General features: G+C 65.9%; 20 protein-coding genes. 18 read left to right on the top strand and 2 right to left on the bottom strand.

Annotation, left to right across the window (positions count from 1 at the left end):
* Positions 1-234: 234 nt before the first annotated feature.
* Positions 235-1,149: a 30S ribosomal protein S2 gene (gene rpsB, locus KF759_RS09405; protein ID WP_291224824.1), complete on the top strand. Its 915-nt coding sequence runs from the start codon at positions 235-237 to the stop codon at positions 1,147-1,149.
* A 178-nt stretch (positions 1,150-1,327) separates the two neighbouring features.
* Positions 1,328-2,203 carry a translation elongation factor Ts gene (tsf, locus tag KF759_RS09400; protein WP_291224858.1) on the top strand — a complete coding sequence of 292 codons (876 nt, stop codon included), beginning with the start codon at positions 1,328-1,330 and terminating at the stop codon, positions 2,201-2,203.
* Positions 2,204-2,262: 59 nt separating this feature from the next.
* Here the strand turns inward: tsf and KF759_RS09395 are convergent, their stop codons facing one another.
* Complete coding sequence (locus KF759_RS09395) at positions 2,263-2,892, bottom strand: trimeric intracellular cation channel family protein (RefSeq protein WP_291224822.1); 630 nt, start codon at positions 2,890-2,892, stop codon at positions 2,263-2,265.
* A gap of 116 nt (positions 2,893-3,008) precedes the next feature.
* Positions 3,009-4,337, bottom strand: coding sequence for a GGDEF domain-containing protein (locus tag KF759_RS09390; RefSeq protein ID WP_291224820.1), 1,329 nt, complete (start codon positions 4,335-4,337; stop codon positions 3,009-3,011).
* A 502-nt stretch (positions 4,338-4,839) separates the two neighbouring features.
* On the opposite strand from KF759_RS09390, the gene KF759_RS09385 reads away from it, so the two are divergent.
* From KF759_RS09385 to KF759_RS09310, 16 genes are all read left to right on the top strand, one after another.
* Positions 4,840-6,456, top strand: a complete 1,617-nt coding sequence (locus tag KF759_RS09385; protein ID WP_291224819.1) for a sigma-70 family RNA polymerase sigma factor — start codon at positions 4,840-4,842, stop codon at positions 6,454-6,456.
* Between the two features lie 129 nt (positions 6,457-6,585).
* Complete coding sequence (locus KF759_RS09380; protein ID WP_291224818.1) at positions 6,586-7,827, top strand: acyltransferase; 1,242 nt, start codon at positions 6,586-6,588, stop codon at positions 7,825-7,827.
* A gap of 62 nt (positions 7,828-7,889) precedes the next feature.
* Positions 7,890-8,615, top strand: a complete 726-nt coding sequence (gene pyrH, locus KF759_RS09375; RefSeq protein ID WP_291224817.1) for a UMP kinase — start codon at positions 7,890-7,892, stop codon at positions 8,613-8,615.
* Between the two features lie 82 nt (positions 8,616-8,697).
* Positions 8,698-9,255, top strand: coding sequence for a ribosome recycling factor (gene frr / locus KF759_RS09370; RefSeq protein WP_291224816.1), 558 nt, complete (start codon positions 8,698-8,700; stop codon positions 9,253-9,255).
* Between the two features lie 115 nt (positions 9,256-9,370).
* Positions 9,371-10,093: a polyprenyl diphosphate synthase gene (uppS, locus tag KF759_RS09365; RefSeq protein ID WP_291224815.1), complete on the top strand. Its 723-nt coding sequence runs from the start codon at positions 9,371-9,373 to the stop codon at positions 10,091-10,093.
* A gap of 5 nt (positions 10,094-10,098) precedes the next feature.
* Complete coding sequence (locus KF759_RS09360) at positions 10,099-10,929, top strand: phosphatidate cytidylyltransferase (protein ID WP_291224814.1); 831 nt, start codon at positions 10,099-10,101, stop codon at positions 10,927-10,929.
* Entirely contained in the window at positions 10,926-12,122 is a 1,197-nt protein-coding gene (locus KF759_RS09355) for a 1-deoxy-D-xylulose-5-phosphate reductoisomerase (RefSeq protein ID WP_291224813.1), read from the top strand. Before KF759_RS09360 ends, KF759_RS09355 begins: the two co-directional genes overlap by 4 nt.
* A complete protein-coding gene (rseP, locus tag KF759_RS09350) occupies positions 12,119-13,486 on the top strand; it encodes an RIP metalloprotease RseP (protein WP_291224812.1) in 1,368 nt (455 codons plus the stop codon). Before KF759_RS09355 ends, rseP begins: the two co-directional genes overlap by 4 nt.
* Positions 13,487-13,579: 93 nt before the next feature.
* Complete coding sequence (gene bamA / locus KF759_RS09345; RefSeq protein WP_291224811.1) at positions 13,580-15,994, top strand: outer membrane protein assembly factor BamA; 2,415 nt, start codon at positions 13,580-13,582, stop codon at positions 15,992-15,994.
* 95 nt (positions 15,995-16,089) lie between these two features.
* On the top strand, positions 16,090-16,566 hold the full coding sequence (locus tag KF759_RS09340) for an OmpH family outer membrane protein (protein WP_291224810.1): 477 nt from the start codon (positions 16,090-16,092) through the stop codon (positions 16,564-16,566).
* Positions 16,563-17,588 (top strand): UDP-3-O-(3-hydroxymyristoyl)glucosamine N-acyltransferase, encoded by a 1,026-nt coding sequence (gene lpxD, locus KF759_RS09335; protein ID WP_291224809.1) that lies wholly within the window; start codon positions 16,563-16,565, stop codon positions 17,586-17,588. The genes KF759_RS09340 and lpxD overlap by 4 nt, the downstream gene beginning before the upstream one ends.
* Positions 17,585-18,052, top strand: coding sequence for a 3-hydroxyacyl-ACP dehydratase FabZ (gene fabZ / locus KF759_RS09330; RefSeq protein ID WP_291224808.1), 468 nt, complete (start codon positions 17,585-17,587; stop codon positions 18,050-18,052). Before lpxD ends, fabZ begins: the two co-directional genes overlap by 4 nt.
* On the top strand, positions 18,049-18,828 hold the full coding sequence (gene lpxA / locus KF759_RS09325; protein WP_291224807.1) for an acyl-ACP--UDP-N-acetylglucosamine O-acyltransferase: 780 nt from the start codon (positions 18,049-18,051) through the stop codon (positions 18,826-18,828). The genes fabZ and lpxA overlap by 4 nt, the downstream gene beginning before the upstream one ends.
* A 331-nt stretch (positions 18,829-19,159) precedes the next feature.
* Positions 19,160-20,353: a lipid-A-disaccharide synthase gene (lpxB, locus tag KF759_RS09320; protein WP_291224806.1), complete on the top strand. Its 1,194-nt coding sequence runs from the start codon at positions 19,160-19,162 to the stop codon at positions 20,351-20,353.
* 72 nt (positions 20,354-20,425) lie between these two features.
* A complete protein-coding gene (locus KF759_RS09315) occupies positions 20,426-22,156 on the top strand; it encodes a sulfatase-like hydrolase/transferase (RefSeq protein ID WP_291224805.1) in 1,731 nt (576 codons plus the stop codon).
* Complete coding sequence (locus KF759_RS09310; RefSeq protein ID WP_291224804.1) at positions 22,143-22,757, top strand: ribonuclease HII; 615 nt, start codon at positions 22,143-22,145, stop codon at positions 22,755-22,757. Before KF759_RS09315 ends, KF759_RS09310 begins: the two co-directional genes overlap by 14 nt.
* The last annotated feature ends 69 nt before the right edge of the window (positions 22,758-22,826 follow it).

The raw sequence follows: 22,826 nt of genomic DNA, 5'->3' as shown, positions 1-22,826 counted from the left end.
GAAACGAAACATGCGGCCGCGCGGGCAATCCGCAAGACCGCTACGGCAATCGTGCCGAATCCGCACACGCATCGTCACCGCGTCCGGGGTGCTCCGCAAGGGGTCGTTCGCGGCGGGTGCGTGGAGGTCCAACCCCGGAATCGCTCGGCGAATCCTTTCGCGCGAGCCCGCACGCGCTGTGCGGGCAGACAAAAAAGGATCCCCGCGCGCTTCCCCGTCAAAGGAAAACCTGCAATGCCTCAAGTCACCATGCGCCAGATGCTGGAAGCCGGCGTGCATTTCGGTCATCAGACCCGCTACTGGAACCCCCGCATGGCGCCGTACATCTTCGGCGCGCGCGGCAAGATCCACATCATCAATCTCGAAAAGACCCTGCCGCTGTTCAGCGACGCGATGAACTTCATCTCGGGCGTGGCACAAAAGCGCGGCACGGTGCTGTTCGTCGGCACCAAGCGCTCCGCGCGCGAAGCGATCAAGGAAGAAGCCGCCCGTTGCGGCATGCCCTACATCAGCCAGCGCTGGCTCGGCGGCATGCTCACCAATTTCCGCACCGTCAAGCAGTCGGTCAGCCGCCTCAAGGAACTCGAGGCAATGGCCACCGATGGCAGCTACGAGCGCCTGGTCAAGCATGAAGTGCTGCGCCTGGTGCGCGAGAAGGAAAAGCTCGAAGCCTCGCTCGGCGGCATCAAGGACATGGGCCGCCTGCCCGACGCGCTGTTCGTGATCGACATCGGCCACGAGGACATCGCAATCCAGGAAGCCAAGAAGCTCGGCATCCCGGTGGTGGCGGTGGTCGATACCAACTACAACCCGGACCTGGTCGATTACGCGATCCCCGGCAACGATGACGCGATCCGCGCGGTGCAGCTGTACGCCGCCGCCGCCGCCGATGCGGTGCTCGAGGGCAAGGCTGCCGCCCCGGCCATCCCGGTCAACGATCGCGACGAATTCGTCGAACTCGACGCCGATGGCAATCCGGTGGTGAAGAAGGAAGCGCGCGAGCGTGACGACCGCCGTCGTCCGTCCGGCCCGCGCAAGCCGGGCGCCGACAAGCGCCCTGCCGGCAAGGGCCGCGGCCCGGCCGCTCCGGGCGCGTCGCGTGCACCGCGTGCCGCCAAGAGCGACGCCGAGAGCGGCAGCGCCGAGTAAACCGCCGTCCAGGATTGCCCCACGCGCAATCCGGCGTTGCCCGCGCAGCGGCTCGGCTCTCGCCGGCCGCTGCCGGCGGTGATGCGCCACCGCGGTGGCGCCTGCCGTGCGCAGCGACGTTTTCAAATCCACCCCCAGTGCGCGCGCCCAGGCGCTGCACCAGAGCCACGAGGACACCATGGAAATCACCGCTTCACTGGTCAAGGAACTGCGCGAGCGCACCGGCGCCGGCATGATGGAGTGCAAGAAGGCACTCACCGAGAACAAGGGCGACATCGACGCAGCCGGCGAATGGCTGCGCAAGCAGGGTCTGGCCAAGGCCGACAAGAAGGCCAGCCGCGTCGCTGCCGAGGGCCGCATCGTGCTCGCCCAGGATGGCGGCAAGGCCGTGCTGGTCGAGATCAACTCCGAAACCGACTTCGTCGCCAACGACGACAACTTCAAGGCCTTCGCCAATGCCGTGGCCCAGGCCGCACTCGCCTCGGGCGCGGCCGACGTCGAAGCACTCAAGGCCGCCAAACTCGCCAGCGGCGAGACGGTCGAGGAAGGCCGTGCCGCGATCGTCGCCAAGATCGGCGAGAACGTGCAGGTGCGTCGCCTCGTGCGCGTCGACAGCGCCAACAACGTCGGCGCCTACCTGCATGGCAGCCGCATCGGCGTGCTGGTCGAGACCAAGGGTGGCGATCTCGAATTCGCCCGCGGCGTGGCGATGCACGTGGCAGCAATGAATCCGCCCTACAACAAGGCCAGCGACGTGCCGGCCGCGTTCCTCGCCAAGGAAAAGGAAATCGAACTGGCGAAGATGAGCGAGAAGGATCGCGCCAAGCCGGCAGAAATCCTCGAGAAGATCATCGGCGGCAAGATCGCCAAGATCGTCAACGAGAACACGCTGTACGGCCAGCCCTACGTACTCGACACCGACAAGAGCGTCGAGGCCGCGGCCAAGGCCGCCGGCGCCGACGTGCTCGCTTTCCACCGCATCGCGGTGGGCGAAGGCATCGAGAAGGTGGTCGAGGATTACGCGGCCGAAGTCGCCAAGGCGATGCAGGTCTGAGTCAGACCGGCCATGCCGACATGAAACCCGCAGGCGACTGCGGGTTTTTTTGGCCGCGATCAGTTCGCCCGCCCGCCGCGCGCGACCGGCAATTGCCAGCCGCGTCGCATGGCAGCCATGCGCAGCGCGAAACACGCTGCTGCTCCCAGCAGCGCGATCGGCGCCGTCGGCAAGGCCAGCGCCGAGCCGACCACGACGATGCTCGCCCCGAGCAGGGCCGCGACGGCGTAGAGCTCGGCGCGCAGCACCATCGGGATGTCGGTGAGCAGCAGATCGCGCGCCATGCCGCCACCAATGCCGGTGAGCATGCCCAGCAGCGCAGACATCACCGGATCCAGGCCGAACGCGAGCGCCTTCTGTGCACCGGCGACCGCAAACAATGCCAGTCCGGCGGCGTCGAACATGCGCACCGGGTTCTTGAGCTTTTCGATCAGCGGCGCCCACCAGAACGTGAGCAGGCCGGCCACGGTCGCGGCCGCGCCATAGCGCCAGTCACCGATTGCAGCCGGCGGGGTCGCGCCGATCAGCAGGTCGCGTACGATGCCGCCCGAATTGGCGGCCGCGAACGCGAGCACCAGCACGCCGAACAGATCCAGCCCGCGCCGCACCGCCGCCAATCCGCCACTGAGTGCAAACACGAAGGTGCCGCACAGGTCGAACACCAGCAGCAAGGTCTTGAGCGTGGGCATCGCATGGCTCGGATCGCGGCACAGGTGCGCACTCTAGCGCCGACACGCACGATGCTGTGCCCCTTTCCCGCCGGGCAAGGTGGCGCGCAGCGCCGGATGAGGGCTCGATCAGGTCCTCAAGCGCGCGCATCACCCGCTTCGATCGGCGCCGCAGCTTCGACGTTGGCATCGCTTGCGCACAGTACCCGATCACGCCCGGTTTCCTTGGCCCGGTAGAGCGCCGCATCGGCCGCACGCATCTGCTGGGTCGGATTGCTGTTGGGTGCATCGGCCACACCGGCACTGATCGTGAATGCCGGAAGGCCGGCGCGACTGCAGGCCATCGGCAATTCCGAACGGCAGCGCTGCAGCATCGCCACGGCGGCGCTTGCGTCGACGCCCGGCAGCACCAGCAGGAACTCCTCGCCGCCATACCGGCACAGCAGGTCGTCGCGGCGAATGCAGCCGCGCAGTACCTCGACCAGGAGCTTGAGCGCGCGATCACCCACTTCGTGTCCGTGGCCGTCGTTGATCTTCTTGAAATAGTCGATATCGACCATCGCCAGCACATAGCCGACCGACTGCTGAACCAGTTCGGCCAGTCGCGCCTCGCCACTGCGACGGTTTGCTGCGCCGGTGAGCGGATCGGTGGCCGCCTCGCGCGCCGAAGCCGAGATCGAGCGCACCACCGCCAGGCGTGCACCGACGTGATGGGCGGCGGTGTTGAGCGATTGCAGCATCCGATACAGCCCCGGATCACCCGCGGGGCCAAGCGCACGCAGGACGCCGACACCGGCTCCAGCAACGGTGATCGGCGTGCAGGCCGCAGCACAATTGCGCTCCATCGGTCCGCGCATGCCCTGGCAGGCGCTGAGAATCAGGCTGTCCTCGAACACTGTGCCCATGCCGCGCCGGACCGCCGGGCATTCGGACGGGCGCTCGATGAAGCAGCGTCCCGCGTCGCTGTCCCAGCCTTCACGCAGGTCGTGCCGCATGACCGACTCGCGGGAATCGGCCAGCAGCATCTGTGTCGGTGCGCCGTCGGTCGCCAGCATCATCGCCTGACGCGCAATGCGCATCACCGAATCCTCGTCCTCGGCCATGTCGAGCGCGGCAGTCAGACGCACATTGAGGTCGTGTGCGCGCAGACGCTCGTGCAAGGTGGCGTTCTCGCGATCGATCGCTTCGCGTGCAGCAATTGCTTCGCTGCGCATCGAGGAATACAGGAAGAACATGGCCGGGGCCACCAGGATCAACAGCAGCGCGGCGTCCATCGCCACGCGCAGTGGCAAGGCGAGGTCGGCCCACGGGGGCACCACCAGTGCCCGCACCACCGCGTAGGTCATTGCGATCAGCGCCAGAATCAGCCAGAACCGCCGATCCAGGCGCAAGGTCGTCGTCGCAGGCGCAGCCGTCACGTTCTGCGTTTCGGCCAGACCCTGTGCCGCAATATCGATCTTGTTCATGACGCCCCCTTGGGACACTCGAACAATCAACGAACGCCCGGCCCCGGACTTTGCGTTGGCGTGACTCGCAAATCGCCTGCATCGGATCGCTCGGTCCCGGCACGCTCGCGACTGTCCACGCAAACCCGCAGGCAACAATGCAAGTTCGGTGCCTGATCAGGGCTTATACGCGCGCCCTTTTGCGCATTTCTTGATCTGGATCAAGCGCGGCCTTGCCACGCTCCGCACGCGCCCCGGCCGCGCGCGAGGCCCGGTTCACGTTGCCAAGGGCGAGCCTGCTCGTTGCCGAGCAGCTGCCATACGCCCCGCTGCGGCTCGAACAAGCCCCGGGATGAGCTGGAACGCCGCTCCCCCTGCGGCAAGCGAGTGCGCCCGCCTGCCCTCCGCGCATGCGGTTTTGCGATCCTGCGCAGGGTCGGCAAATCCGTGTGCATCGCCGCTAAGATGCGTGCGTTCCTGTCACCTTTTGCACTGATCAAGCCACTGGTGCGTCATGATGCCAATGACCGCGCACCTCCTCGATGTTCGCAACGAAGACGCCGCACTCGTTGCCCAGAGCCTTCAGGGCAACCGCGATGCGTTCGCGCGCATCGTCGCGCGCTACCAGTCCCTGATCTGTTCGATCGGCTACAGCGCAACCGGAAACCTGGGCCACAGCGAGGACCTCGCGCAGGAAACCTTCATCAGCGCCTGGAAGCAGCTGCGCGACCTGCGCGATCCGGGCAACCTGCGCGGCTGGCTGTGCGCCATCGCCCGCAATGTGGCCAGCAACGCATCGCGCCGACAGCGACACGAACCATCCAGCGCGGCCGAGCCGATCGACGGGACGTTCGATGCGGCGGACACGGCACCGCCACCGCAAGAGCAGGCGATCAGCGACGAGGAGCAGGCACTGCTGTGGCGCTCGATCGCACACATTCCGCTGGCCTACCGCGAACCGCTGGTGCTGTTCTACCGTGAGCAGCAGTCGATCGAGGCGGTCGCCGCCGCGCTGAACCTGAGCGAAGAGGCGACCAGGCAACGTTTGTCGCGTGGACGCAAGCTGCTGCAGGAGCGCATCGCGCAGTTTGTCGAAGGCGCCCTCACGCGCAGTGCGCCGGGAACCGCATTTACCCTGGCCGTTGTCGCGGCGCTGCCGGCAACAAGCTCATCGGCCTCGGCCGCAGTGATCGGCGCGACTGCAGCCAAGGGCGGCACACTGGCCAAATCGGCCGGGTTCGCTGCCGTGCTCAGCACCCTGGCGGGCCTGCTTCTCGGCTTCGCCGGAACCTATCTGGGCTACCGCATCGGCAGTGAAACCAAGCGCACACCACGCGAGCGGGCGTTGCTGCACCGGCAGATGCGCGACGTTGCCCTGGGCCTGGCGGTCTTCCTGCCGGCGCTGTTCGCATTGATCTTCGCCGGGTCATTCTGGGCCGGTCACGCGACCTTCCTTTTCGTCGCCGCAATCACTCTGCCGCTGGCCTTTGGCGGCTGGATCATCTGGACGATCCTTTCCTCGCAACGCGCGACCGCCGCATTGCGCGAAGAAGAACGCGCGTTGCACCCGGAACTGTTCGCCGGCGACGACGCCGTCGCCAATCAGGGTTACAGCGAATATCGCAGCAAGGCCTCGCTGCTTGGCCTGCCACTGCTGCACGTTCAGTTCGGCCTGCCGCCACGTGCAGCGGGCCCGGCGCGCGGCTGGATCGCGGTTGGTCCGGCCCACGCCATCGGCGTCCTGTTCGCGATGGGCACGACCAGCATCGGCGGGATCAGCGTCGGCGCGCTGTCCGCCGGCATCGTCAGCGTCGGCTCGGTCAGCATCGGGGCGATCTCGCTGGCAACCATCGCCTTGGGCGGCTTCGCGCTGGGTGGTATCGCCATCGGCGGCTGGGCGATCGGCGGCTTCGCCGCGGCATGGCACGCCGCAGCCGGCGGTCTGGCGGTGGCGCATGAGGTCGCGGGCGGCGGTTTTGCGATCGCTGCGCATGCGAATGATCTCGTCGCCCGCGACTTTTTCTTGCGCCACCGCTTCGATCTGCTGTTCGACTCGGCGCTGGCCGCCCTGGCGGTGCTGCTCGCCGTGCCCGGTGCGCTCTACGCCCGCGCCCTGCGCAGGCGACGTCTCGCGCACTGACCTGCAGCGCCCCAGCCGCGTTTTTCCCTTCCAACCTTTTCCATCGAGGAGCCAAACCGTGCACGACCGTCAATCCGCACCGCTTGCCGGCACCGCCCGCAACCACGCTGCACGCAAGGGGCAGGCGTGATGCCGACGAGCGCTTCCGCAAACGCCCCTGCATTGCCGGCCATCGGCTCGATCGATCACGGCCATCGCACCGGGCCGCGTCTTGTCGCCATCGACTACCTGCGCAGCTTCATCACCCTGCTGGTCGTCGCCCACCATGCCGTGCTTGCCTACCATCCGTATGCGCCCTCGCCGGCGAGCTTCAGCGGCGAAAACCTGCTTTGGAGCGCGTTCCCCATCGTCGATGCACGGCATTGGGCCGGAGTCGATCTGTTCGTTGGCTTCAATGACACCTTCTTCATGTCGCTGATGTTCCTGCTGTCGGGCCTGTTCGTCTGGCCGGGGATACAGCGCAAGGGAGCCGGGGCGTACTTGCGCGAGCGCGGCCGACGACTGGGAGTGCCATTTCTGGTTTCCGTGCTGGTGCTTGCTCCGCTCGCCTATTACCCGGCATGGCTGCAACGAGGCGGCGCGCCGGGCCTCGGCGGATTCGCACAGGCTTGGCTCGGACTCGGCGTCTGGCCGGCGGGGCCGGCGTGGTTCCTCTGGGTTCTGCTCGCCTTCGATGCGCTCGCTGCGTTGCTGTGGCGGATCGCACCGGGCGCGGTCGGGGCTGCAGGCAAATTCCTCGCGACGCGCTCGCCGGCGGCCTTCTTCGGCTGGACCGCGCTGATCGCGGTCGCCGGCTATGTGCCACTCGCCGCCAGTGTCGACACCTCGGCATGGTCGAGCTTCGGGCCGTACTTCGTGCAGACCAGCCGCATCGCGCTGTATCTGGGCTTCTTCGCGATCGGCGTCGGTGTCGGCGCGTGGGGCGTCGAACGCAGCGTGATCGCCGCAGACGACGGCCTTGCCCACCGCTGGCTGTTGTGGTCGCAGCTTGCTCCGGGCGCATTTTTCCTCTTGGTCGCCCTCTTCATCACCTTGCTGACCCTCGGTGCCAGGGGACAGTCGATCACGGGACTCGAAACCGCAACCTCGATCGCCTTCGCGGTCTCCTGCACCGCCTCCTCGATCGCCTTCCTGTCGCTGTTTCTGCGCTTCGCACGCAAGCGCCGTGCGGTTTTCGACAGCCTCGCCCGCAACGCCTACGGCATCTACCTCGTGCATTACGTGGTGGTGACCTGGCTGCAGTTTTCCCTGCTTCCGGCCGACTGGCCCGGCGCGCTGAAAGGCAGCGTTGTCTGCATCACGGCATGGGCTTCGAGTTGGGCCATCGCCGCGACCTTGCGCCGCATCGGGTGGATCGCTCGCATCATTTGAAGCGCAGCGCTGCGCGCGTGCACTGAGCTACAATGCGCGCGTTTTGCCTGCCGGAAATTCCCATGCCCAGCGATCTCAAGCACAAACGCATCCTGCTCAAGCTCTCCGGCGAGGCACTCATGGGTGAGGCCGATTACGGCATCGACCCCAAGGTGTTGCACCGCCTCGCGCGCGAGATCATCGAGGTGCAGAAGGCCGGCGTGCAGGTCGGCGTGGTGATCGGCGGCGGCAACATCTTTCGTGGTGCCGGATTGGCTGCCGCCGGCATGGACCGCGTCACCGCCGACCACATGGGCATGCTGGCAACGGTGATGAATGCGCTGGCGATGCAGGATGCGATCGAGAAGGCCGGCGGTTATGCACGCACGATGAGCGCGATCAAGATCAACGAGGTGTGCGAGGACTTCATCCGCCGCCGCGCAATCCGTCACATCGAAAAGGGCCGCATCGCGCTGTTCGCGGCCGGCACCGGCAATCCGTTCTTCACCACCGACTCGGCGGCGGCGCTGCGCGCGATCGAGATCGGCGCCGACCTGCTGCTCAAGGCGACCAAGGTCGATGGCGTCTACAGCGCCGATCCGGCCAAGGATCCGACTGCCACGCGCTACGAGCGCCTGAGCTATAACGAGGTGATCGAGCGCAACCTGCAGGTGATGGACACCAGCGCGATTGCGCTGTGCCGTGACAACAAGGTGCCGCTGCGCATCTACGACATGTCGCGCGAAGGTGACCTCATGCGCATCATGCGCGGCGAACCGATCGGCACCCTGGTCAGCGTGCGCGGCTGATCGCCGCGGCCGACGGCCTGTCCGGCGGGTGCCCGCTGCTATACTGCGGGCCTCTTTCCCGACCGCCTGCCGAATCCGCACCATGCTCGACACGATCAAGAAGGATGCGCAGACGCGCATGCACAAGAGCGTCGAATCGCTCCGTCTGGAACTCACGCGCCTGCGCACCGGCCGCGCCAGCACGGCCCTGATCGAACCCCTCAAGGTGCCTTACTACGGCAGTGACACGCCGATTACCCAGGTGGCCAGCGTCGCCATCGCCGATGCGCGCTCGATCACCATCACGCCTTACGAGAAGTCGATGGTCGGGCCGATCGAGAAGGCGATTCTCGCCTCCGACCTGGGACTGACCCCCACCACTGTCGGCCAGGTGATTCGCATCAATCTGCCGCCGCTCACCGAGGAGCGCCGCAAGGAGCTGTCCAAGCACGTTTCCCACGAAGGCGAGAATGCCAAGGTTGCAGTGCGCAACGTGCGCCGCGACGCGCTGCATCAGGCCAAGGAACTGCTCAAGGAAAAGAAGATCAGCGAGGACGACGAGCATCGCGCCGAGGACGAGATCCAGAAATTCACCGACAAGTTCGTCAAGGATGTCGACGCGGTGGTCAAGGCCAAGGAAGACGAACTGATGTCGATGTGAGAGGCCGGGATTGGGGAACCGCCCGGCTCCTTGCATCGCCGGCGTTCGCCATGTCCCGGTGCCCCGTACTTCGCCACCGCTTGACGACTTCAACGCCACCGACTTCCGGTACTGCATGTCCATTCCGCGCCACATCGCCATCGTCATGGACGGCAACGGTCGTTGGGCCCAGCGCCGGCACCTGCCGCGCAAGCTCGGTCACCGCGAAGGGCAGAAGGCGGTGCGCGCGACGGTCGAACACTGTCGCCAGCGCGGCGTCGAATCGCTCACGCTGTTCGCGTTCTCGAGCGAGAACTGGAGTCGGCCCGACGAGGAAGTCGGCGCGCTGATGCAACTGTTCGTCAAGGCGCTCGACAGCGAGGTGGACGAACTTCACCGCAATGGCGTGCGCCTGAACTTCGTCGGCGATCTCGAACGCTTCGATGCCGAACTGGCCACGCGCATGCGCGCGGCAATGGCGCGCACCGCGGGCAACACCGCGTTGCGCCTCAACATCGCGGTCAACTACGGCGGACGCTGGGACATCAGCCAAGCCGCGCGCACGCTCGCCGCGGCGGCGCTGCGCGGCGAAGTGGCGATCGAGGCGATCGACGAGGACCTGCTCGGCCGCCACACCTGTCTGGCCGAGCAGGCGCCGGTCGACCTTTTCATCCGCACCGGCGGCGAAGTACGCGTGAGCAACTTCCTGTTGTGGCAGATCGCCTACGCGGAGCTGTATTTCAGCCCCGTGCTGTGGCCTGATTTCGATGCTGCCGCACTCGATGCGGCGATCGACACCTTCGCCCGACGCGAGCGCCGCTACGGCCAGACTTCCGCGCAAGTGCGCGCCACCGGCTGAATCCCTTGCTCAAGCAACGCACGATCACCGCCCTCATCCTCACGCCGCTGGCAATTGCCGCAGTGCTGCTGTCGCCGACCTGGGTGTTCGCGCTGATCGTCGCCGCGTTGTTCCTGGGTGCGGCCTGGGAATGGTCGGCCCTGGCCGGACTGCAAGGCAGCGCACTGCGCTTGGCCTTCGTGCTGGCGAGCGCAGCGCTGTTTGCGCTGGCCTGGTCGCTGCATGGCCACGCGGCGGCAGGCTACGTGATCGCGGCCGGCGTGGGTTTCTGGCTGCTGACCCTGTTGTGGCTGCGCCATTTCAGCTGGGCGGCTGCGCCCACGCGTGAAAACCTGCTGCTCAAGCTGCTCGCCTGCGAACTGGCGATCATCCCGGCCTGGCTCGCACTGATGCAGCTCCACGCGCAGACGCCGCATGGGCCATGGTGGACGCTGTTCGCGGTGATGCTGGTATGGGCCGCCGATACCGGCGCCTATTTCGCCGGCGTGCGCTTTGGTACCACCAAGCTCGCGCCGCGCATCAGTCCGAACAAGACGCGCGCCGGCCTGTGGGGTGCGCTCGGCCTCGGTGGCGCGGTCGCCTTGGTTGGCGGCTGGCTGCTGGGCTGGCGCGATGGCTGGCTGGCGGCCTTGTTGGTGCTGGCGCTGCTGGTGGTGCTCGCCTCGGTGGTCGGCGATCTGATCGAAAGCCTGCTCAAGCGGCAGGCTAGCGTGAAGGATTCGGGCGCACTGTTTCCCGGCCACGGCGGCCTGCTCGACCGCGCCGACAGCCTGCTCGCCGCGCTGCCGGTGTTCGCTGCGGGCAAGGCCCTCCTCGACCTGCTGCGCCAGTCATGAGATCCCTCTCGGTACTGGGTGCCACCGGCTCGATCGGTGCAAGCACGCTCGACGTGGTCGCGCGCCACCCCGATCGCTTCCGCATCGGTGCCCTCGCCGCGCACCGCAATGCCGCGGCACTGGCCGCCTTGTGCGCGAAGTTCCGGCCCGAACTCGCGGTGATCGCCGATCCTGCCTGCGCGACCGAACTGCGTGAGCGCCTGCGTGCCGATGGCACGCACTGCCGCATCGAAAGCGGGCCGCAGGCGCTGATCGAGGCTGCCGCCGGCAGCCATTGCGACACCGTGGTCGCGGCAATCGTCGGCGCCGCGGGGCTCGAATCGACCCTCGCCGCGGCGCGCGCGGGCAAACGCCTGCTGCTGGCCAACAAGGAAGCGGTGGTGATGGCCGGCAGTCTGCTCAAGGCTGCGCTGCGCGAAGGCGGCGGAGAACTCCTGCCGCTCGACTCCGAGCACAACGCGGTGTTCCAGTGCCTGCCGCATCGTGGCGGCACGCTCGCCGCCGCGGGCGTGCGCCGCATCGTGCTCACCGCCTCGGGCGGGCCATTCCGCGGCCGCAGCCGCAGCGCCCTTGCCGCCATCACGCCCGATGAGGCCTGCGCGCACCCGAACTGGCGCATGGGTCGCAAGATCTCGGTCGATTCGGCGACACTCGTCAACAAGGGACTTGAAGTCATCGAGGCCCACCACTTGTTCGAGGCCGCGCCCGACTGCATCGAGGTGGTGGTGCATCCGCAGAGCCTGATCCACTCGCTGGTGGAATACATCGACGGCTCGCTGCTGGCCCAGCTCGGTCAACCCGACATGCGCACCGCGATCGCCTATGCGCTGGGCTGGCCGCAGCGGATCGAGGCGGGCGTGGCGACACTCGATCTCGCCCTCGCCGCACGTCTTGATTTCGAGAAGCCCGACCTCGACACCTTTCGCGGCCTTGCCCTGGCATATGCGGCGCTGCGCGCCGGCGGCAGCGCACCGATCGTGCTCAATGCCGCCAACGAGGAAGCGGTGGCCGCGTTTCTCGCCGGGCGCCTGCCCTTTCTCGCCATCGCCGAAACCATCGAGCGCTGCCTCGAAACCGCGCCGCCACTCGCCGGCAATGACCTTGCCACGATACTTGACGCCGATTTAACTGCGCGCAGGCAAGCGCACCGTATCATCGACACCCTCTCTTCGCGCACCCCTGCCCATTCATGAGCGCATTTTTCGGTTCGGTCTGGTGGCTGATCGTCACCTTGGGCCTCCTCATCACCTTCCACGAGTACGGGCATTTCGTGATCGCCCGCCGCTGCGGCGTCAAGGTGCTCAAGTTCTCGGTCGGCTTCGGCCCGGCGCTGTGGTCGCGCTTCGATCGTCACGGCACCCAGTTCGTGGTGGCGGCGATTCCGCTGGGCGGCTACGTCAAGATGCTCGACGAGCGCGACCCGGATGCGCCGGTCGCACCCGAGGATGTGAGCGCCTCGTTCAATCGCAAACCGGTCGGCCAGCGCATGGCCATCGCCGCGGCAGGGCCGGCCTTCAACCTGATCTTCACGTTGGCTGCGTTCTGGCTGATGTTCGTGATCGGCAAACCCGACTACCAGCCGATCATCGGCCACGTCAGCGGGTTGGCGGCCGAAGCCGGCCTCAAGGCCGGTGAGCGCATCACCGCGATCGATGGCAAGCCGGTCGAAAACTGGACTGGCGCCGGCGATCGTCTGGTCGCGGCGGGCATGTCGCGCACGGACGTTCGCGTCAGCGTGAGCAGTGCCGACCACGGCAGCAGCGAACACACTTTGGCGCTCTCGCATTTGCCGGCCGACATCGACCAGCAAGTGATCTACGAACGCATCGGCCTGACCCCGCAACAGCTGGCCCTGCCGCCAGTCATCGGCAAGGCCGTGGCCGATGGCGCGGCCGCGCAGGCCGGCCTGCGCGAAGGTGACCGCGTGATCAGCATCGGCGGCCAGTCGATTGGCGACTGGCGCGAAGTCTCCAAGGCGATCCAGAGCCATGCGCCGCAAGGACAGGCGTTGGCGATCGTGGTCGACCGTGACGGTCAGCGCCTGGCCGTCAGCGCCCGGCCCAAGGCCAATCCCGATGCCGGCCACTCCGGAGCGCCCGCATGGCTGCTCGGCATTTCACCGCAACCGATCAGCCCGCATTACGACGCCACCCTGCGCTACGGCCCGCTCGATGCGATTCCGCAGGCGCTGTCGACCACCTGGACCCAGACCCACCAGACCTTGACGATGCTCGGCCAGATGGTGATGGGACAGGCCTCGCTCAAGAATCTCTCGGGGATCATCACGATTGCCGAAGCCGCCAATGCCTCGGCAAGCCTGGGGCCCGCATGGTTCCTCAATTTCCTTGCCGTGATCTCGCTGAGCCTGGCAATCCTGAACCTGTTGCCGATCCCGATCTTGGACGGCGGCGCACTGCTGTATTACCTTATCGAGCTGGCAAAAGGCAGTCCGGTCAGCGAGCGCGTGCAGATCGCCGGTCAGTATGTGGGTTTGGTGCTGCTGGTCGCCCTCATGGGTCTGGCGCTCTACAACGACATCCTGCGGCACGTCTCCTGATCTGGCTTTCGCCAGGCACCCACAACAACAAGACCCGAACAGGCCGCGGCGACGCCCGCCGCAGGCCCTGAAACGCCCTGACGGAAAGTGACGATGAAGCGTATTGCCGCCCTCTACCTCCTGGCCTTCCTTGCCGCAAAGAGCGCGATCGCGTTCGACCCCTTCACGGTGTCGGACATCCGCATCGACGGTCTGTCGCGCATCGCGCCCGGCACGGTATTCACCTACCTGCCGATCGAGAAGGGCGACGCGCTCACCAGCGATCGTGCCGAGGCGGCCGTGCGCGCGCTGTACAAGACCGGCTTCTTCAAGGACGTGGCGCTGGCACGCCAAGGCGACATCCTCGTGATCACGGTCAAGGAGCGCCCGCAGATCAGCAAGATCGCGATCCGCGGCAACAAGGACATCAGGGAAGAAGACCTGCTCAAGGGCCTCAAGGGCATCGGCCTGGCCGAGGGCGAATCCTACGACCCGCTCAAGCTCAGCGAAGTGCGCGACGAGCTCACGCATCAGTACTACAACCGCGGCAAGTACAACGTCTCGGTCAAGACCTCCACCGTCAATCTCGACCGCAACCGCGTCGAGATCGCGATCAACATCGCCGAGGGCAAGGCGGCCAAGATCAAGCACCTCAACATCGTCGGCAACTCGGTCTACAGCGACAGCGAAATCGAGGGCGAATTCGAATCTTCTCCCTCGAACTGGACCTCCTGGTACAGCAAGGACGACCAGTATTCGCGCGAAAAGCTCTCGGGCGACCTGGAAAAACTGCAGTCCTACTACATGGACCGCGGCTACGCCGACTTCAACGTCGAATCGACCCAGGTCAGCATCAGTCCCGACAAGCGCAAGATGTACGTGACCGCGAACATCGAGGAAGGCGAGGTCTACAAGGTCACCGACGTCAAGCTCACCGGCACCCTGGTGCTGCGCGAGGAAGATTTGCGCGGACTCATCCAGATCAAGCCGGGCGAGACCTTTTCGCGCAAGAAGATCGAGCAATCGGTCGATGCGATCACGGCAGCGCTGTCCAACATCGGCTACGCCTTCGCCGAGGTCAACCCGCTGCCCGCGATCGACAAGGACAAGCGCGAGGTCGAGCTCAACCTGTTCATCAATCCGGGCAAGCGCGTCTATGTGCGGCGCATCGTGTTCAAGGGCAACCTGCGCACCAAGGATGAGGTGCTGCGGCGCGAGATGCGCCAGCTCGAAGGTTCCTGGTATTCACAGGCGGCGATCGACCGCTCGCGCATTCGCCTGCAGCGCCTGGGCTATTTTTCCAAGGTCGAAATCGAGACGCCCAAGGTTCCCGGCAGCGAAGATCAGGTCGACGTCGACGTCAATGTCGAGGAGCAAAACTCCGGCCAGTTCACCTTTGGCCTGGGTTACTCGCAGGTGCAGGGCCTGATCATCAGCGCCGGCATCACGCAGAACAACTTCTTCGGCACCGGCGACCGCATCTCGGTCAATGCCCAGCGCAGTTCCTACCTGCAGCGCTATTCGCTGTCGTATTTCGAGCCGTACCTGACCGATGACGGCATCGGCATTGGCTATGACATCCAGCACAGCAAGTTCGACGCCGGTCAAAGCAACCTCGCCGCCTACCTCAGCAGCACCGATTCGTTCGACATCTACCTGGGTTTCCCGATCACCGAATCGGACACGATCAACACCCAGATCGGCGTCAACAAGACCCTGATCACCGGCAGCGCCTATCTCGGTACGCCGCAACCGATCATCGACTACCTCGACAACCTCGGCCACCGTACTTTCCACACCTGGAACGTGCAGCTGTCGTGGGCACATGACACCCGCAACCGCTTCTGGAATCCGACCCGCGGTTCGCTGCAATCGGTTTCGCTCAATGTCACCCTGCCCGGCTCGACCGTGCAGTATTACAAGTTCGCCTACCAGTTCGCGCAGTATCTGCGGATGACCGATTCGCTGACCTTCTACGGCCATCTGTCGGTCGGCTATGGCGACACCTGGAAGGATCCCGAGAGCGTGCTGGCCGACCCTGCGGCCGTCGGCCATGATCGCTACATGGCCAATCTCGGCGGCCTGCCCTTCTTCGAGAACTTCTATGCCGGCGGCGTTTCCGACGTGCGTGGCTTCCGCGACAACACGCTCGGCCCGTTCTTCGTCTTCAACCCCGATCTGTGCCCACCGACCGACAAGAATTGCCGTTGGCCGCTTGGCGGCTCGCTCAAGACCACCGCATCGGCCGAGATCATCTTCCCGACGCCTTTCGTCAAGGAGAACAACGACAGCACGCGCCTGTCTGCCTTCATCGACGTCGGCAACGTGTTCCGCAACAACCTGTGCAGCGGCACCCTGTGCCGCGACTATCGCTCATGGGATGCCAGCCAATTGCGCGCCTCGATCGGTTTGGCGTTCCAGTGGCGTGCGCCAGTCGGCCCGATCGTGATCAATTTCGCAAAACCGATCCGCAAGCAGAAAGGCGACGACACTGAAACGATCCAGTTCATGTTCGGAAACACGTTCTGATCGTCGTACCATAAGCCAGCGTCGGCAACGAGGACAGGCCGGTGGCGCAGCCCGCCCCAACAGCCCGCCGGATTTTCGCAGCATGGCTCGCCGCCATGCTCGTCGGCATCTGCAGCGCGTTTGCGCAGGCGCCCTCGACGACGAAAATCGGCTACGTCGACATGAAGCGCCTGCTCGACAATGCGCCGCAGATCGTCGCCGGGCGCAGCAAGCTCGAAAACGAGTTCGCCGGCCGCGACGCCGCCCTCAAGGCCGATGAAAAGCACCTCGCCGACTTGCGTGGCAGCGTGGCCCTTCAGCCCGACGAGACCCGCCAGCGCGAAATCGACGCACTCGAGCGCTCGATCAAGCGTCAGCGCGAAAAGCTGCACAACGAGCTCAAGGCGCGCAGCGATCAGGAACTGGACAACAGCTGGCGCGAGATCAACGACGCCGTGGTCGCCTTCGCCCGCGAACAGGGCTATGACCTGATCGTCGCCAGTCCGGTGGTGTTCGCCAGCGAACGAGTCGATGTCACCGACAAGATCCTCGACCGCCTGCGCCGCCAGGCAAGCAAGGGCGCCAAGCCATGACTGTCGCGGTCACGCTCGGGGAAATTGCGCAGCGCTTCGACTTGCGGCTGGTCCACGGCGATCCGGCACTGCCGATCCGCGGCGTTGCCACGCTCGCCCACGCCGAGGCGACGCAGGTCGGATTCCTCGCCAATCCACGCTACCGCGCACAGCTCGACGGCAGCCGCGCGGCGGCGGTGATCGTTCGCGAGGCCGATGCCGCCGGCATGACGCGCAGCTGCCTGGTTGCGGCCGATCCCTATGTCGCCTTCGCCAAGGTGGCCACGCTGTTCGAGCGCCTGCCCGCGGCAGCATCGGGCATCCATCCGAGCGCGAGCGTCGATGCGGGTGCGCAAATCGATCCGGCCGCCAGCATCGGCGCGTTCTGCGTGATCGAAGCGGGTGCATGCATCGAAGCCGGTGCGGTGCTCGGACCCCATTGCATCATCGGCCGCGATTGCGTGGTCGGCGCGCAATCACGCCTGGTCGCGCGCGTCACCCTCGTGCAGGACGTGCGCCTGGGCAAGCGCGTCTTGATCCATCCGGGCGCGGTGCTCGGCGCCGATGGTTTCGGGCTGGCCTTCGATCGCGACCACTGGATCAAGGTGCCCCAGCTCGGCGGGGTGATCATCGGCGACGATTGCGAAATCGGCGCCAACACCACGATCGATCGCGGCGCCCTCGGCGACACCGTGCTCGAAGAGGACGTGCGCCTGGACAACCAGATCCAGATTGCCCACAACGTGCGCATCGGCGCCCACAGCGCGCTGGCCGGCTGCGCGGCAGTGGCCGGCAGCGCGCAAATCGGCCGCTATTGCCTGATCGGTGGCAGCGCAGGCATTCTCGGCCACCTGAGCATTGCCGACCGGGTCACGGTGACGGCGATGAGTCTGGTCACCCATTCGATCCGCGAACCTGGCGAGTATTCGTCTGGAACGCCGATCCAGCCGAATCGGCAGTGGCGCCGCAATGCGGCGCGCTTCAAACACCTGGATGAAATCGCGCGTCGTCTCGGCGCCGCGCGCAAGGAAAACCCGCAATGAGCCAAAGCACCCCGCTGCAACTCCCGGTTGGCTACGAGCAGATCGCCGCGATCCTGCCGCATCGCTATCCATTCCTGCTGCTTGATCGCATCATCGCGCTCGATCCGGGCAAGCATGTCACCGCAATCAAGAACGTCACCATCAACGAACCGTTCTTCCAGGGCCATTTCCCGGGGCATCCGGTGATGCCGGGCGTACTCATCATCGAGGCGATGGCTCAGGCTTCCGGCATGCTGACCAAACTTTCCGAGCCCGGCGCGGGCGGCGGCCGTTCGATTTTCTATCTGGTCAAGGTCGACAAGGCCCGCTTCAATCGCACCGTGGTGCCCGGCGATCAATTGCGGCTGGAAGTCGAACACAAGCGTCGCATGCGCAACATGAGCCTGTTCCACGGTCAGGCCTTCGTCGACGACAAGCTCGCCGCCGAAGCCGAAGTGCTGTGCGCCGAGGTTCCGGCCGAATGATCCACCCGACCGCGCTGATCGACCCGGGCGCCCGTCTCGACGCAGGCGTGAGTGTCGGCGCCTACAGCGTGATCGGTGCCGGGGTCGAGATCGCCGCGGGTACCACGATCGGCGCGCATGCAGTCATCGAAGGCCCGACACGGATCGGCCGCGACAATCGCATCTTCCAGTTCGCTTCGCTCGGAGCCGAGCCACAGGACAAGAAATTCCGTGGCGAGCGCACCGAACTGGTGATCGGCGATCGCAACACGATCCGTGAATTCACCACCTTCAACCGTGGCACCGGCGACGGCGGCGGAATCACACGCATCGGCAACGACAATTGGTTTCTCGCCTACACGCATGTCGCCCATGACTGCACGGTCGGCAATTCCTGCGTGTTCTCCAACAACGCCACGCTCGCCGGCCATGTCACCATCGGCGACTACGTCATCCTCTCGGGTTTCGTCGGCGTGCATCAATTCTGCCGCATCGGCGCGCATGCCTTCATCGGCATGGGCGTACTGCTCAGTGGAGACGTGCCGCCCTTCCTGATGGTTGCAAGCGATGCCGACACCCAGGGCCGACCCCGCGGCATCAACAGTGAAGGCCTCAAGCGGCGCGGCTTCGATGCCGAGCGCATCGCCGCGATCAAACGCGCCTACCGGGCACTCTACGTCGGCTCGAATTCGCTCGATGAAGCGCGCAGTGCACTCGCGCAACTTGCAAGCGAAAGCGCCGACGTGCGCGCCTTCCTCGAATTCATCGAAGCCGGCGAACGTCCCTTGCTGCGCTGAAGCATGCTCCGATCCACGACGGCGGTGGTGTGCTTTTGTAGAGCCGAACTTGCTCGGCTCCGCTCCACGACGGGGGGTTTTGTAGAGCCGAGCTCGCTCGGCTAGCGGCGCCCATTCGCGGCACGAGCAAGAGCAGCGGAGCAAGCTCCGCTCTACGACGGCGGCGGTGTGCTCCTGTAGAGCCGAGCTCGCTCGGCTCGGGGCGTGCGATTGCGGCGCAAGCAAGAGCAGCGGAGCAAGCTCCGCTCTACGACGGCGGTGGTGTGCTCCTGTAGAGGCGAGCTCGCTCGGCTCGCGGCGTCCACTCGTGGCGCCGCGGTATGATCGGATGATGCCCGACCCCGCCGCCACGCCATCGCCGCCCTGCTTCGTGCTCGTTGCCGGCGAGGCATCGGGCGACCAACTCGGCGCGGGCCTGATCGAAGCCCTTCGCGCGCGCTTTCCGCAGGCGCGCTTTGCCGGCATTGGCGGGCAGCGCATGATCGCTGCGGGTCTGGTGAGCTGGCATCCCATGCAGGCCCTATCGGTGATGGGGCTGGTCGAAGTCCTGCGCCACCTGCCGCGCCTGCTGGCGATTCGCCGCGACGTGGTGCAACGTGCCACGGCGCTGGCACCCGATGTGTTCATCGGAATCGACGCGCCCGACTTCAACCTCGGCGTCGAGCGCCGTCTCAAACAACGCGGCATCCGCACCGTCCACTACGTGAGCCCCTCGGTGTGGGCCTGGCGTGAACAACGTGCGGCGAAGATCGGGCGCAGCGCCGATCGCGTGCTGTGCCTGTTTCCGATGGAACCGGCGATTTACGCCAGACATGGCGTGGATGCGCGCTTCGTCGGGCATCCGATGGCCGATGAAATGATCATGCAGCCGGATCGGGCGGTGGCCCGTGCGACGCTCAAGCTCCCCGCCGATGCGCGCTTGCTTGCGATGCTGCCGGGCAGCCGCCTCGGCGAGATCGCGCGGCTTGCACCCGATTTCCTTGAAGCCGCACGCCTGCTTGCCGCGCGAATCCCCGATCTGCGCGTGATCACGCCGATGGCCAATACCGCCTGCCGCAAATTGTTCGAGCAACGCCTGCACGAAGCGCACGAAGCCGATGGCGGGCATGGGCAACTGCCGCCGATCGATATCGTCAATGGTCTGGCCCGCGAGGCGATGATCGCGGCCGATGCCGTGCTGCTCGCTTCGGGCACCGCGACGCTCGAAGCCCTGCTCGCCAAGCGGCCGATGGTGGTCGCCTACCGCATCGCACCGCTCACCCACTGGATCGTCAAGCGACTTGGCCTGCTCAAGGTGAATCGTTACGCCTTGCCGAACGTGCTGGCCGGGCGCGATCTCGTGCCCGAGCTGATGCAGCATGACTGCACGCCACAAGCCTTGGCGCAAGCGCTGTTGCCGCTGCTGCAGGACGATGTGGCCAAGTGCGCGCTGCACAGCGACTTCGAGCGCATCCATCTGCAGTTGCGCCGCGATGCCAGCAACGCGGCCGCCGATGCAATCGCCCAACTCGTGAAACTTGCCTGAGCCGCTCATGCACTGCGCATTGACGCCCATGCCGCCGCTGCGCACGATGGCGCCCATGAGCGAACCCGAGACATGACCAGCGCCGGCGCACGCGGCACCTTCATCCTGCGCGCACTGGCCGTGATCCTGTTCGCCGCGCTGGTGGTGTTCGGCCCGCTTGCGGAAAACACTGCCGACGAGAAGGTATTCGCCGCGACCGCGATCCTGCTGTCGCTGCTGTTCGTGCTGATGGCCTCGGCGCGCATTGCCTTCGCCCTGATCACCGTCTCGCTGCTGTTCGGCGCGATCGAAATCGCCGGCCGTCTCAAGTTCCTCTACCTGCAGACGCCACTGCTCGCGCCCGATCTGGAGTACTTCCTCAACAGCGGCACGCTCGAAGTGTTCAGTCACTACCCGCTGCTGCTCGGGGTGGGCATCGGCGCCGTGTTGCTTGTCCCGGCGCTGCTGGTGTTGTCCTGGCGCGGCGAGCGCGCGGCCCTGTTGCCGCAGCGGCCGCGCTGGGTGCGCGTTGGCGTGCGTCTGGGCGGCACCCTCGCCGCCGCCTGGGGGCTGGCGTGGATCCTCACCGCGAACGGCCCCTTTGGCAGCGTGTTCAACAAGCCGATGTGGATCACGATCAACGACAAGAGCTTCATCACCGACTTTCTCACCTCGTTCAACGACACCGTCATCAACGAACCGGTGATTCCGGCCGATGTCGACCGCAGCATCAATTGGAAGCTCAATCGGCCGATGCAGGCACCGGCGCAGCGTCCCGACGTGGTGATCGTGCTTGAAGAAAGCACCTTCGATCCACGCATCCTCAAACCCTGCACGATTCCCCTTTGCCGCGTGGCGATGTTCGAGGCCGACAAGCAGACGCGCGCGCATGGCCTGATGACCGTGCACACCTTCGGCGGCGGCACCTGGACCAGCGAGTTTTCCGCGCTCACCGGCCTCGCCCACACGCTGTTCGGCAATGCCGGCCTGTATGCGCCCTACAACCTCGCGCCGCGCGTCGCCTACACCCTGCCACGCGCGTTCCAGCATGCGGGCTATCGCGCGATTGCGCTGTACCCGATGAGCGGGGATTTTCTCAACGCGCGCAATGCCTACGATTTCTACGGCTTCGATGCCTTCTACGACGGCACCGAACACGGGCTCGGTTGGGAGAGCCACGACGCCGACCTGCTCGAGGTGTTCAAGCGCATCTACGCCGACGAAAAGCGCGACCACCCCGACCAGCCGCTGTTCGTATTCATGCTGACCCTGCACCAGCACGGCCCGCACATGACGCCGCTGGACAAATTGCCCGCCCCTTTCAACAAGCCATTGTTCGCCGGCAAGTTCAAGCCCAAGGCGCTCGATGACTGGCTCAACCTCAACCTCGGCAATTACCTGCAGCGGCTGCGTGCATCCAACGCCATGCTCGCCGACCTGCAGGCCTTTCTGCTCGGCGGTCCCACGCCCGCGGTGCTGGTGCATTTCGGCGACCATCAGCCTTCGTTCGATGGCGCGATCAACGAAATCCCGAAAGTCGTCCCGAAACTCGCCGGCCCGGTCAAGCACTGGGTGACTTACTACATGATCAAGTCGAACTTCCCGGTGCGCGCACGCTACGACTACCCACTGCTCGACATCGCCTTCCTCGGCTCACTCGCGCTCGACGTGGCCGGCGTGCCCAAGGACGCGTTCTATCAGGCCAACACCTTGCTGCGCGAACGCTGCAACGGGCGCTATCTCGACTGCAAGGATCGCAAGATTGTGGCGTCCTATCACGACTACATCTTCAGCACGCTCGGCGATCTGCATGAAAGCCAGTGAACGGGCGGCGATCCTTGCCGATGCGCGCATCGCCGGCGTCGATGAAGCCGGTCGCGGTCCGCTTGCCGGGCCGGTGGTGGTCGCCGCGGTGATCCTCGATCCACAGCGCCCGATCGACGGCATCGACGATTCCAAGGCACTCAGTGCGATGCAGCGCGATGCACTCGCCCCGCTGATTCGCGACTGCGCAATGGCGTGGTCGGTGATCGTCGTCGAGGTCGATGAGATCGAACGCCGCAACATCCTCGGCGCTACGCTCGCCGGCATGAGCCGCGCGCTGGCCGCACTCGCGCCTGCGCCGACACTCGCCTTGATCGACGGCAATCGCCTGCCACGCGAGCTGCCGTGTCCGGCGCGCACGATCGTCGGCGGTGATGCCAGCGAAGCCGCGATCGGCGCTGCCTCGATCCTCGCCAAGACCACGCGCGATGCCTTGATGATTGAGCTCGATGCCGTGCATCCGGGCTACGGCTTCGCCCAGCACAAGGGCTATCCCACGCCCGAGCATCTCGCCGCGCTCGAGCGCCTCGGCCCCTGCCTGATCCATCGGCGCGGGTTTGCGCCGGTGCGCCGCCTGCTCGGGCAGACGGACTTGTTCTGATGTCAGGTGCGGGCAGGAAGCCAGCGCAATCTTCTTCTTGATTCCCTCGGGTCGCGGGGACGCGGGACG

This window comes from Dokdonella sp., from assembly GCF_019634815.1.
Classification (GTDB): Bacteria; Pseudomonadota; Gammaproteobacteria; order Xanthomonadales; family Rhodanobacteraceae; genus Dokdonella_A.
This window is presented reverse-complemented; position numbering and strand designations above follow the sequence as displayed.